The sequence below is a fragment of the Corynebacterium sanguinis genome, assembly GCF_007641235.1.
Lineage (GTDB): Bacteria > Actinomycetota > Actinomycetes > Mycobacteriales > Mycobacteriaceae > Corynebacterium > Corynebacterium sanguinis.
Map to the genome: position 1 here is coordinate 1437063 of NZ_CP038157.1, position 16313 is coordinate 1453375.

Sequence of the window (16313 nt, forward strand, 5' to 3'; positions counted from 1 at the left end):
GCAACCTGACAATGGCTGTGGTAGGTTGCCGGCATGCAACGACCGCCACAGAAATGGGCTGTGCGATGGACGTGGATAGCATTCGTCGCAGCCCTCCTTCCGGTGCTGTGGCGTATCCACATGCTCGTGTGGGGAGCGGGCTGGGAGCTCGCTCCCGAGTACCAACGGGATCTAACGTGGTACGTCGTCGGCCTGATCGTCGCCGAAACGATCGCTGCGGCGCTCATGTTCGCGCTCGTTAGACCGTGGGGTGAGAAGTTCCCGCTGTGGCTGGTGGCTGGCGTGGCGTCGATAGGTGCGGCTCTGCTCACGCTCCTTGTCGGCGACACCATGATTCGCTTTACAGTGATGACGCTCAATGGGGAGGACAATCCCATCCTCGAGACCCACGGGTGGCACCGCGCGTTCTTGCTGGCCCATTACATGTGGTGGCCGTTGTGGCCGATCGGCCTGTGGGTAGCCATCGTGGCGTTCTGGAAGCGACGCCCCCGCCGCTAAGATGGCCCCATGGACCTAAATACGCCTGAGGGCTTCCGCTCCGGCTTCGTCAGCTTCGTCGGTCGCCCGAACACGGGTAAGTCGACGCTGACGAACGCGCTGGTGGGGGAGAAAATCGCCATCATGGCGGACCAGCCGGAGACGACGCGCCACCCGATCCGCGGCATCATCAACCGTGAGGATGCGCAGGTCATCGTCGTCGATACGCCTGGCGTGCACCGCCCGCGCACGCTGCTCGGCGAGCGGCTTAACGACGTCGTCCGCGACACCTTCGCCGACGTCGATGTCATCGGTTTCACCGTCCCGGCGGATGAGAAGATCGGCCCCGGCGACCGCTTCATCCTGGAGCAGATCCGCACGATCAAGCCCAACGCCCCGATCGTCGGCATCGTGACAAAGTTGGACAAGGCCAACAAGGACACCGTGGGCGAGCGGCTCGTGGAGCTGCACGACCTGCTCGGTGAAGACTGCGAGGTCGTGCCCGTCTCCGCGACCGAGGCCGTGCAGCTCGACGTGCTGCTGGACATCCTTGTCGACCACCTGCCCGAGGGCCCGCAGTTCTACCCGGAAGGCCACGTCACCGACGAGGACACGGAGACGCGGATCTCCGAGCTGATCCGCGAGGAAGCGCTCCAGGGGTTGCGCGAGGAGCTGCCGCACTCGGTGGCGGTGCAGATCGATGAGATGCACCCGGACCCGGACAACCCCGAGCGCCTGCGGATTTACGCCGTGATGTTCCTCGAGCGCCCGGGGCAGAAGAAGATTATCGAGGGCCCGGACGGGCGGCGGCTCTCTGGCATCGTGCACCGCGCGCGCAAGCAGATCATTGAGCTGCTCGGCCAGAACGTCTTCCTTGACCTGCGCATCAAGGTGCTGAAGAACTGGCAGTCGGACCCGAAGGCGCTGGGGCGTCTTGGCTTCTAGGGAGAGCTACCGCGACCGCGCATTCGTGGTGCGTACCTACGATTTCGGCGAGGCCGATCGCGTCGTGGTGCTGCTGACTCGGCACCACGGTCTCGTGCGCAGCGTGGCCAAGGGCGTGCGCAAGTCCCGCTCGCGCTTCGGATCACGGATCCAGCCCTTCGTGGACATCGACGTCCAGCTCTACCCGGGCCGCAACCTGGCCACTATCACGGCCGCCGACACCGTCGCCTACTTCGCGGGCCGCATCATCGAGGACTTTGACCGCTACGCCGCCGGCTGCGCGATCCTGGAGGCCGCGGAGAAGCTCAGCTACTCTGACGCCGAGCGGGGCAGCTCGCTTTTCGACGCCACCCGCGACGCCCTGGAGCAACTTCAAGACCCCGAGCAGCACCCCACGCTCGTCCTCGACGCGTTCATCCTGCGCGCGACCGAGCACGCCGGCTGGGGCCTGAGCCTGTTTCACTGCGCGAACTGCCAGGCCCCGGGCCCGCACAAGGCGTTTAGCGCCCCGACGGGCGGGGCGGTGTGCAACAACTGCCGCCCGCCCGGCTCGGCCGACGTCGACCCGGAGACCCTGCACGTGATGTGGCTGATCCAAAACGGCCACCCGGCCGCCACCGACATGGTGGAGCAGGTGCACCGGCTGACCACGGCCCACCTGCACTGGCATCTGGAGACGGCCGTGAAGAGTTTGAAGATTATGGAGCAGGCATAATAGAGCAATGGCCAGACCCGACATTGCCCCCGAGTTCATTCCTCGCCACATCGCCGTGGTGATGGACGGCAACGGCAGGTGGGCCCAGCAGCGCGGGTTGAAGCGCACGGAGGGCCACAAGCGGGGCGAGGCCGTGCTTATGGATTGCGTCGATGCCTGCATCGAGCTCGGCACTGTGCAGTGGCTATCGGCGTACGCGTTTTCCACGGAGAACTGGCGCCGCAGCGCAGAGGAGGTGCGTTTCCTCATGGGCTTTTCCCGCGACGTGCTGCGCAACCGCCGCGACGAGCTAAACGACAAAAACGTGCGCATTCGCTGGGCCGGTCGACGTCCGCGGCTGTGGCGCAGCGTGATCCGCGAGCTGGAAAAAGCCGAGGAGCTCACCCAAGACAACACCGGGCTGACACTGGTGATGTGCGTCAACTACGGTGGCCGCGCGGAGATCGTCGACGGAGTGCGCTCGCTTCTCGACGCCGCAGCCAACGGCCAGATCCGCCCCAGCGAGATTACCGAGGACACCTTCGACCAGTGGCTGTACCAGCCGGATATGCCGGACGTGGACCTTTTCCTGCGCCCCTCAGGAGAGCAGCGCACCTCGAACTTCCTTTTGTGGCAGTCGGCCTACGCGGAGATGGTGTACCAGGAGAAGTTGTGGCCCGATTTCACCCGCGAGGATCTTTTCGCTGCCGTGCTGGAGTACGCCAAGCGCGACCGCCGCTTCGGCGGCGCGATTGAGCACAACGCCTAAGCGTTGTTGCCGCGTTCTTCCTGGCAGGTGCGGCACACGCCGAAGACCTCGGCGTCGTGCCCGACCAACTCGTAGCCGTAGCGCTGTGCGACGAGCTGCGCCCACTGCTCCACCGGGCCGCCTTCGATCTCTTCGCTGCGGCCGCACTGGGTGCACATTAAGTGGTGGTGGTGATGCTCGGTGAGGCAGTGGCGGTAGAGAGACTCGCCGTCCTTGTTCTGCAGTACATCCACGGCCTCCACCTGGGCCAGCGACTGCAGAGTGCGGTAGACGGTGGTCAGGCCCACCTTTTCGCCGCGCTGCTCAAGCGCGTCGTGGATTTGGCGAGCGGAGACGAACTTGTCGATGTCGCGCAGCGCTTCGACGACCGCGGTGCGCTGCCATGTATTGCGGACGCCTAGCTTGGGCGTGGGAGTGTGACGTTTGGGGGCAGGGGTGGCCGACGGTGTGCGAGACATGTCCCCATTCTATTCCCGAGTAGGCCCCGGTGTGAATGGCACCAGGCCGGGGTCGCGCGAGGGCCGAATGTCAGAAGGGGGATCGATGATCGCTACCGCGCCCGCGGACGGGCCATTCTCGGTAGTCGAGGTGGCGTCGGAGAGGCGTCGAGAAGCAAGCTCGTCTTCGCCCGTGCCGGTGTTACGAACCGTTGTGAGGTCAGCGAGCTGAAAAATGATGTCAATAACGGCGGGCTCAGCGAGCGTGTACACGACCTCGCGACCCGCCCTCACCGCATCCACGAGGCCGGACTTCTTCAGCACGCGCAGGTGCTGGCTGATCAGGGGCTGCGACTTGTCCAACGTGAACACAATCTGGTGCACAACGTGCGGGGATGTGTGCAAGAGGAGGAGGATTTGTAGTCGCAGAGGGGAGTCAAGAGCGCTCACAAGCGCGGCCGTTCGCTCGACGTCCCGCGGTTGCAGACCATTCACGACCCTCAGCCCCTTTCTATTACCTATTCTAAGCGCTGGTCGCACTTGGAGAGATATTTTTCCGAATATGATAGACGACTGTCCGCGGAGTGGGGCGAAACGCTCCGCTTGGCGTCGACACCGATTGAAATTGGCGACCCGCTACACTGGGAAACTAGCTTTGTCACTGTTCTTAAAACCGCCGTCTGATTTCTACAGGAGTTGTCCATGGCCTCCAGCAACATCGATACCGTCGTCAATCTCTGCAAGCGTCGTGGGTTGGTGTACCCGGCGGGAGAGATCTACGGCGGTACCCGCTCCGCGTGGGACTATGGCCCGCTCGGCGTGGAGTTGAAGGAGAACATCAAGCGCCAGTGGTGGCGCCACATGGTGCAGTCGCGCAAGGACACCGTCGGCGTGGACACCTCGATCATCCTGCCTCGCCAGGTGTGGGTCGCCTCGGGCCACGTCGAGGTGTTCACCGACCCACTGGTGGAGTCCCTGCACACCCACAAGCGCTACCGCGCCGACCACCTGCTCGAGGCCTACGAGGAGAAGCACGGACACCCGCCGGCCAACGGGCTCGCGGACATCAACGACCCCGAGACCGGCCAGCCGGGCAACTGGACCGAGCCGCGCGCCTTCTCCGGCCTGATGAAGACCTTCCTCGGCCCCGTCGACGACTCCGAGGGCCTGCACTACCTGCGCCCGGAGACGGCCCAGGGCATCTTCGTCAACTTCAAGAACGTGATGACGTCCGCGCGCATGAAGCCGCCGTTCGGCATCGCGAACATGGGCAAGTCCTTCCGCAACGAGATCACCCCGGGCAACTTCATCTTCCGCACCCGTGAGTTCGAGCAGATGGAGATGGAGTTCTTTGTCAAGCCCGGCGAGGACGAGCAGTGGCACCAGTACTGGATTGACAACCGCCTGCAGTGGTACATCGACCTCGGCATCAACCCGGACAACCTGCGCCTGTACGAGCACCCGAAGGAGAAGCTGTCGCACTACTCCAAGCGCACCGTCGACGTGGAGTACGCCTACAACTTCACCGGGTCGAAGTGGGGTGAGCTCGAGGGCGTGGCCAACCGCACCGACTACGACCTGAAGACCCACGCCGAGGCCTCGGGCGAGGACTTGAGCTTCTTCGAGCAGGACTCGGGCGAGCGCTGGATTCCGTATTGCATCGAGCCGGCAGCCGGCCTGGGCCGCGCGATGATGGCCTTCCTCATCGACGCCTACCACGAGGACGAGGCCCCGAACGCGAAGGGCGGGGTGGACACCCGCGTCGTGCTCAAGCTGGATCGCCGCCTCGCGCCGATCAAGGTCGCGGTGCTGCCGCTGTCGAAGAAGCCGGAGCTGTCCGGCCCGGCGGAGGAGCTCGCGCAGACGCTGCGCCAGCACTGGAACGTCGACTTTGATACCTCAGGTGCGATCGGGCGCCGCTACCGCCGCCAGGACGAGATCGGCACCCCGTTCTGCGTCACCTTCGACTTCGATTCCCTCGAGGACAACGCCGTCACGGTGCGTGAGCGCGACACGATGCAGCAGGAGCGCGTCAAGCTTGACGAGCTCGAATCCTACCTGGCCGCACAACTCATCGGCGCCTAGAGGCGCGCGAAGAAAGATAAGCCCATGCACTACGTCAGTTGGGATCGCAGCGACAAGGACAACCCGAAGCTGCTCGCGGAAAACGGCCCCGAGGTGCTCGGGGTGTTCACCCACGAGCGCGCCACAGTCGGCGACCAAGAGTGGGAGCTGGTCACCTCGCCGGAATCCGGCGCGGTCGCGACGCGCGCCGGCGAGGAGATTGTGCGCGCCACCGGCAGCCTCAAGCGCGACAAGAACATCCCGGTTACCGTCGAGGGCCGCGGTTACGCGCTGGTGAACGAGTGGTCGAAGAACTGGATCGTCGACGACGCCGCTGGCAACAAGGTCGCGCAGTTCACCCAGGACCACAACGGCGTGCGCCGCGCGATCCTCGAGTTCGAGGGTGAAACCCAGCTCCCCGCGACCGACATCGCCGCGCTGGCGTGGGTCTCGCGCGAGGTGCTGGAGACGAAGAAGATGATCAACTCGACCGTGCTGATCGCCTTCCTGGTCTTCCTCTCCATCTTCGTCGTCGTGGTCTTCCTCATCCAATGATCTGGCAGGGCAGCTCGCTTCTCGACGGCCCCACCACCGTCGCCGAAGCCACCGCGGATGCCGTGGTGTGCGGCGCGGTGACCCTGAAGGTGTGCTCGACCGCTCCGAGCAATTTTCTCGCCACGGCACCCGACGGCTCCACCTACCGGGTTGAAAAAGCGGGGCTGACAGTGTCGCGCTACCGCGCACACTGCGACGGGCGCTCTTACGCTCTCAACCGCACCAGCGGAAAGCGGCGCGAGATCCTCGACGCCGAAGGCCGCGTCATCGCGCGCACCCGGGGCTTGCCCAACGGCGACCTCGAGGTCGACTGGGCAGCTAAGGCGCAGGAACGTGGGGCTGGCGCGATGCTGGATGTGGTGTTTATGTCGTGGGCGCTGACGTTTATCGACGCGCCCACCAGACGCACCCTGTACTAGGGCCCAGAAGTACTACGGCCTAGAACATGCCGCCGCGGCCGACGGGCCCGCCCCCGGAGAACCCTCCGCCGCCGCCGAAGCCGCCGCCAAAGCCGCCGCCCCCGCCGCCGAAGCCGCCGGAGAGGATCGAGCCCCAGATGATCGCGTTGGCCATGTTGCCCGCCACACCGCCTGCCATCTGCTGGTTGCGCTGCTGCTGGTAGCGGTTGATGTCGTCGTTCGCGGAGCTGGAGGCGCGGCGCGCGGTCTCGGTCGCGGTGCGCGCGAAGTCGATGGCGCCGCGGGTGTCGCTCGTCGCCCGGTTGCGCGCCTCGTTGAACTGGCGCTTCGCTTCGGCCAGAAGGGAGCGGGCGTGGGAACTGATAATGCGACCACGAGAGTTGATCAGGTCCTCAGCCGACTGGATCTGCGCCCCGGCGACCTGAAGCTGCTGCTGGAGCACGGTCAGTTGGCGGTTCTGGTCGGCGGCGGCGCCGCGGGCGGCGTCGATGTGGGCGTCGATACGCGAGTCCAGATCGGTCAGATCCGTGTACAGGGAGAGCGGGTCAGTCTCGGCGCGGTTGCCCATCGAAGCCAGACTCTGGCGAGCCTCGGCGGCAATGGCGTCCAGCGCGGCGACATCGATCTGCGCGCCCTGCTTGCTCGCACCCTTGAGCGACTCGATCTCTCGCAGTTCGCCCTCGATCTCGGTGATCAGGGCGGGAAGGTTTGCCCTGGAGTCGCGGATGTTGGTGTCGGCGTGCTCGATGGCGGCGAGGTTGGTGTCGGAGACTTCGACCGCGTGGGAAGCGGAGGCCAGCAGGTCCACCAGTGCGCCCTGGCGCCCGGCGGGCTGGGACGCGACGCTGCGCGCCTCGGTCAGCAGCCTCTCGGCCTCATCGAGGGAGTCCCTGGCCACACCGACGTTCGGGGCGATTGAGGCGAGTATCTCCTCTGAGTAGCGGGCACGCAGGTCTTCCAGTGTGGCCTCCGCTGGCTCGAGGCGGGCGCGGAGGTCGATCGTGCGCTGGACAATCTTGTCGATCTCCTCGTCCGCGCGCATGAGCGTGCTACGCATCTCGTTGAACTCGGCCGACTTGGCCTGCAGAGCTTCGTTTGCCTTGCCGGCCGACGAGATGATGTCGATCAGCATCGCGCGCTTTTCCGGCTCGGTTTCGGGGATGGCGTCGTACAGGCGCTGGTGGGTGGCGAACGCGCGCTGCAGGGTGGAATTCGCCGTGTTCATCGCGGACGTAAAGGGCCGCACGCGCTCGGGGCCGAACTCCGCGGTGGCCAGGGACAGCTCCTCCTTGCCCTGGCGGATGGACTCGTCGGAGTGGACAAGGGCGTCACGGGCGAGCTCTTCGAGCGCTGGCGTGGGCAGGCGCGACAGGGAATCGGTGTCTCCCGGGCCCAGCTCGCGCGCGGCGGCGACCTGGGCCTGCTTGGTTTTCTTCGTGTTGCGCCGCGATGCGGCCCAGATTCCGCCGCCCGCAACAGCGGCCACGCCGAGCCCGCCCGCGACCAAGAGGCCGCCCTGCCCGTCGCCTGCGCCGCCGCCCGCTGCTGCATCCACGGCAGCCAACGCCGCGCCGGCCCAGTCGTTTTGGGTCAGGCGCGCGTACGCCGCGTCGTACATCGCGTCGACCTCGCCCTGGGACCACATCTGGCCCGCGTCGACGGCAAATGAGCGTTCCTGCGGGGAGATCGCAATGACCGCGGTGTTGGATCCATTTTGGTTAACCGCCTCCTGAGCCCACTGCTCCGCGCTCATGGATCCGAAGGAGTCGAGGTAGACCACGCGGACGGTCTTTTGTTTCTCCGCCGCGACCTGCGTGACGGCGGATTCGATCTGGCTGATCTCCCCGGGGCTTAAGACTCCGGCTTCGTCGGTGACGACGTCGCTAAGCCGGCCGGGCGCAAGTGAGGTCGCCTGTGCCTGGACCGAGGTGCTCAGCGCGAGTGCGGCGGGTGCGGCGGCGGTGCCGAGTCCCGCTGCGAGCAGCGGGCCGGCGAGCAGGATGCGAAGATAGCGTGGATTCATGTGTTCTAGGGTAGTCGCAACCGCGACATTGCACTGCGACGCTTTAAGCTTGGGCAACGTGTACCCATACAGTGATGTCGACGTCGAGCGCCGTGCGCCCGAGGGCCCGAAGGGTTCGCAGATGCCCGAGTCGATGGACCAGCGTGGCGCGTTCTCCCGGGACCGCGCACGGGTTCTGCACTCGGCCGCCTTCCGACGCCTCGCCGACAAAACCCAGGTCGTCGGCCCCCGCGACGGTGATACCCCGCGCACCCGGTTGACGCACTCGATCGAGGTCGCGCAGATTTCCCGAGACATCGGCCTAGGCCTCGGCCTCAACCCCGACCTGTGCGACATGGCCGGGCTGACCCACGACATTGGCCATCCGCCCTACGGGCACAACGGCGAGGTCGCGCTCAACGAGCTCGCTGCCACAGCCGGCGGTTTCGAAGGCAACGCGCAAACCCTGCGCATCCTGACTCGCCTCGAGCCGAAAGTGATTGACGGTGAGGAGTCCTTCGGGCTCAACCTCACCCGCGCCGCCCTCGACGCCGCCTGCAAGTACCCGCGCACGCGCACGCTTGACGACGGCTCAACGGCGCGCAAGTACTCCGCCTACGACTCCGATCGCCACATCCTGGAATGGCTGCGCGCGGGCCACACCACTGACGCCCCTCCGATCGAGGCGCAGGTGATGGATACCGCCGACGACATTGCGTACTCCGTGCACGACGTCGAAGACGGCATCGTCTCCGGGCGCGTCTCGCTGAAGGTGCTGTGGGACTTCGTTGAACTCGCGGCGCTGGCCGACAAGGGCGCGCAGGCCTTCGGCGGCACCGCCGACAAGCTCATTGCGGCGGCCGATCGCCTCCGGGCGCTGCCGGCGATCGCGTCCGCGGCGGATTTCAACTACTCGCTGTCGGCCTGGGCGGGGCTCAAGCAGCTCACCTCGGAACTCGTGGGGCGCTACGTTGGCGCGGTGACCTCGGCGACGAGGTCCGCTGATGTCAACCAGCCCGACGCGCTGCGCAGCGACCTCAACCCCGACGGCGCGCTGGGCAGACAACACGGCCGGCTGATCATCCCCGCCGAGGCCGAGGCAGAGGTGCGCCTGCTCAAAACAGTCGCGGTGCTCTACGTCATGGACATGCCCACCCACCTTAAGCGCCAGGACCGCCAGCGCGACCGCATCTACCGCGTCTATGACTACCTCTCCCACGGCGCCCCCGGCACCTTGGACACCATGTTCCAGCAGTGGTGGCTCACCGCCTCATCCGAGCAGGAGCGCGAGCGCGTCATTATTGACCAGATCGCGTCACTTACCGAGTCGCGCCTGGAGCGGTTGGCGAAGCGCTCCGCCAGCCTCGAGGGGTTTATAGGCTAGGGCTCTACCTAACCCCCGGTACTTCGCAGAAGCTTTCGTAATGGTCACCCGTGTAGTACCACTCGTCGACCTCGCCGTCGGCACCGCCGCCGGTGACAATCCGCCGCTCCCCGCGGTGGCCCAGCCCGGGCGTTTCCACGGTGTACTCCTGGTAGTAGCCGAGCTCCTCTTCGGGAAGGACGCCCTCGTAGTTGCCAAAGCGCCGGTCGTCGAACTCGGGGTGGGGGTAGGGGCCGTCGTTTTCGACGGTGTCGATGGTGTCCCACGCCTGGGCGGGCACCTCATCGGGGGAGCAGAACTCAACTCCCGAGGGCCCGCCCTCGGCGACGTTCCTGATCCCGAACATGCCCAAAGACGCGCCGACGAGCCCGATGAGCAGCACACCGAGGTAGCGGTTTTTAAGCCCAGAGTTATCTGCCATGCGCTCCATTATCACCCACGGCCCCGTGCGGCGGGCGGAAACCCGGCTCACCTGCGCGGTCCGTGGTTGTCTGCGAAGCGGCTACGATGTAGCTCATGGCTAAGGGCAGGATTCCGGATAGTGACATCCAAGCAATCCGCGAGCGCGCGCCCATCGACGAAATCGTCGGTGAATACGTGCAGCTCAAGCCCGCGGGCCACGATTCGCTCAAGGGGCTGAGCCCGTTCAAGGATGAAAAGACCCCGTCGTTCCACGTCCGCCCCGCCCGCGGCTACTACCACTGCTTTTCCACGGGCAAGGGCGGCGACGTCTTTTCTTTCCTCATGGAGATGGAGCAGCTGACCTTCCCCGAGGCCGTCGAGGCGGTCGCGGAGCAGATCGGCTACCACATCAATTACCAGGGCGGGTCCACGGGCGCGCGCGACGTCAAGCCGGGGACCAGGGCGCGCCTGCTGGCGGCGAACAAAGCGGCGCACGAGTTCTACCGCCAGCAGCTCGAGACGCCCGAGGCGGAAGTCGGCCGCCAGTTCCTCCTCGACCGCGGTTTCGACCAGGACACGATCTACCACTTCGAGTGCGGTTACGCGCCCGACGGCTGGGACACGCTGACCAAGCACCTGCTTCGCAAGGGCTTCGACGTCCAAGAGCTGCAGGACGCAGGCTTATCGACGATGGGACGCCGCGGGCCCATCGACAAGTTCCGGCGCCGCCTGTTGTGGCCGATCAAGGACGTCGCGGGCAACGTCATCGGGTTCGGCGCCCGCAAGCTTTTCGACGACGACCCGATGGGCAAGTACATGAACACCTCCGACACGATGCTCTACCACAAGTCGAAGGTGCTCTTCGGGCTGGACCTGGCGAAAAAAAGCATCGCCACCGAGCACCAGGCAGTGGTTGTGGAGGGCTACACGGACGTCATGGCGATGCACGCCGCGGGCGTGACCACCGCCGTCGCGGCGTGCGGCACGGCGTTTGGCAAGGACCACATGTCGATTATCCGCCGGCTGATGCTCGACGACAGCTACTTCCGCGGCGAGCTGATCTACACGTTCGACGGCGACGAGGCGGGCCAAAAGGCCGCGATGCGCGCGTTCGAGGGGGATCAGGCTTTTACCGGCCAGAGCTTCGTGGCCGTCGCCCCGGAGGGGATGGACCCGTGCGATCTGCGGCTGGGCAAGGGCGATTCCGCGGTGCGTGACCTCGTTGCGAGCCGCGTGCCCATGTACGAGTTTGTGCTCGGGACGCTGCTTCAGAACTACTCCCTGGATACCGCGGAGGGTCGCCTCCAAGCGCTGCGGCGCACAGTCCCGGTCGTCGCCGAGATCTCCGACCCGGTTCTGCAAACTGAGTACGCGCGCCGCCTCGCCGGATGGGTCGGTTGGCCGAACCCGGGCGAGGTGATATCCCAGGTACGCGATGAGGCGAAGAAACCGAAGAAGTCCAAGCGCTCCTTTAGCCCCAGGGCGCAGTCCACCCAGCCGACGAACACCGATGCGCCCCTTCTGGTCGCGCCGGCACCGGACGACTCGTTGCTGTGGCCGCAGCGCGAGGCGTTAAAAATCGCGCTGCAGTACCCCGATGTCGCCGGAGACTACTTTGACGGGATCAACCCGGACGCGTTCACCAACGACGCGTACCGCCAGGTGCGCGACGCAATGGACGCGGTGGGCAGCGTGGCCGCTGTGAGCAGCGGGGTCGAGTGGATCAGCGATGTCGCCGGGCAGATGCGCGACTTGGCGGGGCGCAACTTCGTCTCCGAGCTCGCGGTGGAGGAGATCCACGCCGACGACATAGAGGCCTATGCCGATTCTGTGCTCTCGCGTTTGCAGGAAGCCCGCGTGGGCGATCAGATCGCGCAGCTCAAGGCCCAGTTGGAGCGCATGCGCCCGGCTGACGACGAGCGCGCCTACAACGCCCTGTTCTCGGACCTACTGGCCCTGGAGACGGCGCGCCGGGAGCTGAATATCCGGGCGTTTCGCCCCGGCCACTAGCTGCGCACTATGCACTGCGCAATATAGGCGCGCGGGTCACTCGCGACCTGGGGTTTAAGAATCACGACGCGCTACATTGCGCAGTCCACAGTGCGCAGCCCCCCCAAAAGAGCGACCTAGCTGCGCGACAGCGCGTACTCGACGGCGTCGAGGGGAGCCGAGGAATCCCATTCGTCGCGCACCGCGGTGAGCGCAGCGAGGTAGTCGCCGTAGGCTTCGGCGTCCCATTCAGAACTGCTGACTCCGAGCGCCTCAGCCGCGGCATCGGAGACGATGACCGGCCCGGGCTGATCGCCGCTTTGCGGACCCGCCAAAAAGTACACCAGGATGGAGGCGTAGCGGCCGGGCAGGCCGGTGGCGCGCACGCGCGCGAACTGCGCGACAGGGTCCAACCCGTCGAGGGAGCGCAGCGCCTGGAGGAGCTGCTGCGCCTGGCCTTTGTTGCGCAGGAACTGCTGCAGCTTCAGCTGCGTTTGCGGGGACTTTCCGGCGCCGAAAGCAAAGGCCGCGCCGATGAAGTCGATCACAGCGTCGCGGTTGTAGCCGGTGGCGGTGGCGTCGGCGGCGAACTGGTAGACGTCGCCACGCGTGAGCGAGGCAAAGGCATCGTCCTTGTACGGGGGGACGTGGCCGAGGTGGTGCGGCCAGCCGGTCTTCCAGCGGCGCGGGGAGAACGATGAGGATTCGTTCAAGACGTCCTCGGCGGTCGGGGAGAGTTCCGCCAGAACGGACAGGGCGGTTTTGTGGTCAGTCATGGCACCTATTGTTCCAGATCCCCGGGCCCCAATAAGATGGGGCACATGACCGTCCTGGTTCTCGACCCCCGTTGGCCCGACATGATTCCCATCGGTGTTCGGATTCGCGGCACCGTGGCGTTTACGTCCGAGGTGCCCGTGTCAGTGCGCTGGGCGATCGAGAATACGGCTGATGGTGAGAGCTGGCTGCTGACCACCGACCCTTCCGACGCGGAGGCCGCGGCGCGTATCGCCGGCGGTGAAGAGGTTATCGAGGTAGCGAGCCTGTCCGACCCGGTGCTGGCGGCGACGCGCACGATGCGCGTCGCGCGCCGCCGCGGGGAGTGGGAGAGCTCAATGACGCACGAGAGCCTCCTGCCGTTCTTGGAGGAGGAGGCCGGTGAGTTCGCCGAGGCAGTGCGCCGTGGCGATGGCGCGGAGTTAAAAAAGGAGCTCAGCGACCTTTTCCTGCAGGTCCTGTTCCATTCCGAAATCGCCGCCGGCTTTGACTTTCCGGATGTCGCCCAGGCGTTCGTGGATAAGATGCGCTCGCGCGCGCCCTATCTTTTCGACGGCTCGACCGGCGTCGTCGGAATCGAGGAGCAGGACCGCCTGTGGGCGGAGGGTAAGGCGCGCGAGCGGGGAAAACGCGCCGGGTTAGAGTTGTAGCGCGGGCAGTACGTTGCGCAGCTCAGGCAGCCCCGCCTGGGAGGACAGCTGGGAGGCGAACGCGATCGCCTGGTTGAGCGGGGTGACCGGGTCCGGCTTGACCACGCCGCACTCGAGGGCGCGGTCGCCAATGGTGTTGATGGTGGAGGCGGAGACCAGGCGCAGGGTTGCGTCGTCGCCGACTGCCTTGGTCAGGCTGGCGACTAGCTCGCCGCGGGTGGTTTCCGGGCCGACGAAACCGGTGGACTTCAGCCCAGTGGAGACGGCCCCGCAGTCGGCGGTGGCGATGCCGCCGTTGACGAGCTTGGCGATTTCGACCACGTTCGCGGTCTGAGCGTGGGCGGGGGAGACGCTGACAACAGTGGCGGCGGAGAGAAGGCCGGCCGCGAGGGAAGTGGAGAGACGGCGCATGGCGTTGTCCTTCTGTCGTAGGAAAAGTGGTGTCGCCGGCGACTTTACACGTGGCACATGTGAATGGAGTGAACAAAGTGACCATTGTTGTCAAAATGTGCCCCATCGCAGCGCCTCACCGCGTGCCGGTAGGATGGGCCGTCATGACTTATCGCCCGACTCGGCACCAGCAAGATGACAACCGCCCCGGCAAAGTTGCCGCCGGGTGCGGCTGTGCTGGCGTTGTCATGGTGATCACGGCGATTGTCTTGATCATCGCGCTCACTGGCTGGGTCTTCTCGATTTTCACCAACGTCAGCCCGTCGCCAAGCAGGCAGCCGGTGCCCGCCGACGTGCCGCCAGCTGCGGCTGAGGCGCCGCCGCTTATCGACGTCCACGCGCCCGGTCGCACCTCCGACAACCTCGCGGAGTGGGCCACCCCGATCGCGGAGCAGACGGGGATTGACCCGCAGGCCGTGCGCGCCTACGGCAACGCCGCGCTGATCGCTCGGGAGGCGTGGCCGACCTGCAACCTTGCCTGGAACACGCTTGCCGGGATCGGCTGGGTGGAAACGCGCCACGGCACGTATACCGGTCGCACGTTTGACGGCGGCCGGCTCAACGAGGCTGGATTCGCCGAGCCCCCGATCGTCGGCCCGGCGCTTGACGGCAGCGGCAACTTCGCGGAAATCCGTGATACCGACGCCGGCGCGCTCGACGGCGACACCACCTACGACCGCGCGGTTGGGCCGATGCAGTTCCTGCCCGGCTCCTGGAAAATCTACGGCCGCGACGCCAACGGCGACGGGGTGGCGGACCCGCAGCAGATCGACGACGCCGCGCTCGCCTCCGCGAACCTCCTCTGCGCGAACAACCGCGACCTGTCAACCCCGGAGGGGTGGCGCGATGCGATCTTTAGCTACAACAACTCTAACGACTACGTGGTAAAAGTCCGCGACGCAGCGGCGAACTACGCGCTGTCGCAACCGGCGCACCGCTAGGGCGACACAAAGCGGGAAAACTCTGCAACAATTGGAGCCACAAACGCTTGACTCACCTAAGGAGAAACAGTGGCTGACATCATTCACGCATTCGCACGAGAGATCATGGATTCCCGCGGCAACCCGACCGTCGAGGCGGAGGTCTTCCTCGACGACGGGGCGCGCGGCATCGCCGGTGTTCCTTCCGGTGCTTCCACGGGCGTCCACGAGGCCCACGAGCTGCGTGATGGCGACGAGCGCTACGAGGGCAAGGGCGTACGCAAGGCAGTCGACAACGTCAACGAGGAAATCGCCGATGCGATTGCCGGCATCGAGGCGGACGACCAGCGCCTCATCGACCAAACTATGATTGAGCTCGACGGCACCGACAACAAGTCGCGTCTTGGCGCGAACGCGATCCTTGGCGTTTCGATGGCCGTCGCTAAGGCAGCCGCGGAGTCCGCTGGCCTGCCTCTGTACCGCTACATCGGCGGCCCGAACGCGCACATCCTGCCGGTGCCGATGATGAACATCCTCAACGGCGGCGCGCACGCGGACTCCGGCGTGGACGTCCAAGAGTTCATGATCGCCCCGCTCGGCGCCGAGACCTTCGAGGAGGCGCTGCGCATGGGCGCGGAGGTCTACCACGCGCTCAAATCCGTGCTCAAGGCCAAGGGCCTGTCCACCGGGCTTGGCGACGAGGGCGGGTTCGCCCCCTCCGTCGACTCCACCAAGGCCGCGCTTGACGTCATTGTCGAGGCCGTTGAGAAGGCCGGCTACACCTTGGGCGACGACATCGCTCTCGCCCTCGACGTCGCGTCCTCCGAGTTCTACGAGGACGGCGTCTACAACTTCGAGGGTGGCAAGCACAGCTCGGCGGAGATGATCAAGGTCTACGCGGATCTCGTGGAGCAGTACCCGATCGTGTCCATCGAGGACCCGCTAGACGAGGACGACTGGGACGGCTATGTCGAGCTCACCGCCCAGATCGGCGACAAGGTTCAGATCGTCGGCGACGACTTCTTCGTGACCAACCCGAAGCGCCTCGCGGAGGGCATTGAGAAGAAGGCCGCCAACGCCCTGCTGGTCAAGGTCAACCAGATCGGCACCCTGACCGAGACCTTCGACGCTGTCGACCTCGCGCACCGCAACGGCTACCGCACGATGATGTCGCACCGCTCCGGCGAGACCGAGGACACCACCATCGCCGATCTCGCCGTCGCCCTGGGCTGCGGCCAGATCAAGACCGGCGCGCCGGCGCGTTCCGAGCGCGTGGCCAAGTACAACCAGCTCCTGCGCATTGAGCAGCAGCTTGGCGACGCCGCCGTGTACGCCGGCCGCAGCGCCTTCCCGCGCTCCAAGTAGCAGCCCGCTTATCGACG

The 16313-nt window shown here is 66.0% G+C and carries 18 protein-coding genes; 12 read left to right on the plus strand and 6 right to left on the minus strand.

What is annotated here, in order from left to right:
- Positions 1-33 precede the first annotated feature (33 nt).
- From E3227_RS06980 to E3227_RS06995, 4 genes are read left to right on the plus strand one after another with little or no spacing between them, the layout of a single operon-like run.
- Positions 34-498, plus strand: coding sequence for a hypothetical protein (locus tag E3227_RS06980; RefSeq protein WP_144318009.1), 465 nt, complete (start codon positions 34-36; stop codon positions 496-498).
- A 9-nt stretch (positions 499-507) separates the two neighbouring features.
- Positions 508-1422 (plus strand): GTPase Era, encoded by a 915-nt coding sequence (era, locus tag E3227_RS06985; RefSeq protein ID WP_136652789.1) that lies wholly within the window; start codon positions 508-510, stop codon positions 1420-1422.
- A complete protein-coding gene (gene recO / locus E3227_RS06990; protein ID WP_136652788.1) occupies positions 1412-2137 on the plus strand; it encodes a DNA repair protein RecO in 726 nt (241 codons plus the stop codon). The genes era and recO overlap by 11 nt, the downstream gene beginning before the upstream one ends.
- A 7-nt stretch (positions 2138-2144) precedes the next feature.
- The gene (locus E3227_RS06995) at positions 2145-2885 is read left to right on the plus strand and encodes an isoprenyl transferase (RefSeq protein WP_144318010.1); all 741 of its coding nucleotides are present in this window, start codon (positions 2145-2147) and stop codon (positions 2883-2885) included.
- Here the strand turns inward: E3227_RS06995 and E3227_RS07000 are convergent.
- On the minus strand, positions 2882-3343 hold the full coding sequence (locus tag E3227_RS07000) for a Fur family transcriptional regulator (RefSeq protein WP_144318011.1): 462 nt from the start codon (positions 3341-3343) through the stop codon (positions 2882-2884). The genes E3227_RS06995 and E3227_RS07000 overlap by 4 nt on opposite strands.
- A 9-nt stretch (positions 3344-3352) precedes the next feature.
- Positions 3353-3817: an ArsR/SmtB family transcription factor gene (locus E3227_RS07005; protein ID WP_170228649.1), complete on the minus strand. Its 465-nt coding sequence runs from the start codon at positions 3815-3817 to the stop codon at positions 3353-3355.
- A gap of 207 nt (positions 3818-4024) precedes the next feature.
- Here E3227_RS07005 and E3227_RS07010 point away from each other — a divergent pair, with 207 nt between their 5' ends.
- The 3 genes from E3227_RS07010 to E3227_RS07020 are packed head-to-tail and all read left to right on the plus strand — an operon-like array spanning position 4025 to position 6360.
- Positions 4025-5407 (plus strand): glycine--tRNA ligase, encoded by a 1383-nt coding sequence (locus tag E3227_RS07010; protein ID WP_136652784.1) that lies wholly within the window; start codon positions 4025-4027, stop codon positions 5405-5407.
- 24 nt (positions 5408-5431) lie between these two features.
- Positions 5432-5941 carry a hypothetical protein gene (locus E3227_RS07015; protein WP_144318012.1) on the plus strand — a complete coding sequence of 170 codons (510 nt, stop codon included), beginning with the start codon at positions 5432-5434 and terminating at the stop codon, positions 5939-5941.
- Positions 5938-6360, plus strand: a complete 423-nt coding sequence (locus E3227_RS07020; protein WP_144318013.1) for a hypothetical protein — start codon at positions 5938-5940, stop codon at positions 6358-6360. Before E3227_RS07015 ends, E3227_RS07020 begins: the two co-directional genes overlap by 4 nt.
- Positions 6361-6379: 19 nt before the next feature.
- On the opposite strand, the gene E3227_RS07025 is transcribed toward E3227_RS07020, so the two are convergent.
- Positions 6380-8383 (minus strand): TPM domain-containing protein, encoded by a 2004-nt coding sequence (locus E3227_RS07025; RefSeq protein ID WP_136652782.1) that lies wholly within the window; start codon positions 8381-8383, stop codon positions 6380-6382.
- Positions 8384-8441: 58 nt separating this feature from the next.
- Here E3227_RS07025 and E3227_RS07030 point away from each other — a divergent pair, with 58 nt between their 5' ends.
- Positions 8442-9746 (plus strand): deoxyguanosinetriphosphate triphosphohydrolase, encoded by a 1305-nt coding sequence (locus tag E3227_RS07030; RefSeq protein ID WP_136652781.1) that lies wholly within the window; start codon positions 8442-8444, stop codon positions 9744-9746.
- 4 nt (positions 9747-9750) lie between these two features.
- Here the strand turns inward: E3227_RS07030 and E3227_RS07035 are convergent, their stop codons facing one another.
- Positions 9751-10167, minus strand: coding sequence for a guanyl-specific ribonuclease (locus tag E3227_RS07035; protein WP_246062645.1), 417 nt, complete (start codon positions 10165-10167; stop codon positions 9751-9753).
- 95 nt (positions 10168-10262) lie between these two features.
- Here E3227_RS07035 and dnaG point away from each other — a divergent pair, with 95 nt between their 5' ends.
- Positions 10263-12158: a DNA primase gene (dnaG, locus tag E3227_RS07040; RefSeq protein WP_144318015.1), complete on the plus strand. Its 1896-nt coding sequence runs from the start codon at positions 10263-10265 to the stop codon at positions 12156-12158.
- A 116-nt stretch (positions 12159-12274) separates the two neighbouring features.
- Here the strand turns inward: dnaG and E3227_RS07045 are convergent, their stop codons facing one another.
- On the minus strand, positions 12275-12913 hold the full coding sequence (locus tag E3227_RS07045; RefSeq protein ID WP_144318016.1) for an 8-oxoguanine DNA glycosylase OGG fold protein: 639 nt from the start codon (positions 12911-12913) through the stop codon (positions 12275-12277).
- A gap of 45 nt (positions 12914-12958) precedes the next feature.
- Between E3227_RS07045 and E3227_RS07050 the strand changes: the two genes are divergently transcribed.
- Positions 12959-13561 carry a MazG nucleotide pyrophosphohydrolase domain-containing protein gene (locus E3227_RS07050; protein ID WP_144318017.1) on the plus strand — a complete coding sequence of 201 codons (603 nt, stop codon included), beginning with the start codon at positions 12959-12961 and terminating at the stop codon, positions 13559-13561.
- Here E3227_RS07050 and E3227_RS07055 read toward each other — a convergent pair.
- Positions 13550-13972: a hypothetical protein gene (locus E3227_RS07055; RefSeq protein WP_144318018.1), complete on the minus strand. Its 423-nt coding sequence runs from the start codon at positions 13970-13972 to the stop codon at positions 13550-13552. The two genes, E3227_RS07050 and E3227_RS07055, sit on opposite strands and share 12 nt — an antisense overlap.
- 227 nt (positions 13973-14199) lie before the next feature.
- Between E3227_RS07055 and E3227_RS07060 the strand changes: the two genes are divergently transcribed.
- Complete coding sequence (locus tag E3227_RS07060) at positions 14200-14952, plus strand: lytic transglycosylase domain-containing protein (RefSeq protein WP_136652903.1); 753 nt, start codon at positions 14200-14202, stop codon at positions 14950-14952.
- A 69-nt stretch (positions 14953-15021) separates the two neighbouring features.
- Positions 15022-16296, plus strand: a complete 1275-nt coding sequence (eno, locus tag E3227_RS07065) for a phosphopyruvate hydratase (protein WP_144318019.1) — start codon at positions 15022-15024, stop codon at positions 16294-16296.
- Positions 16297-16313 lie beyond the last annotated feature (17 nt).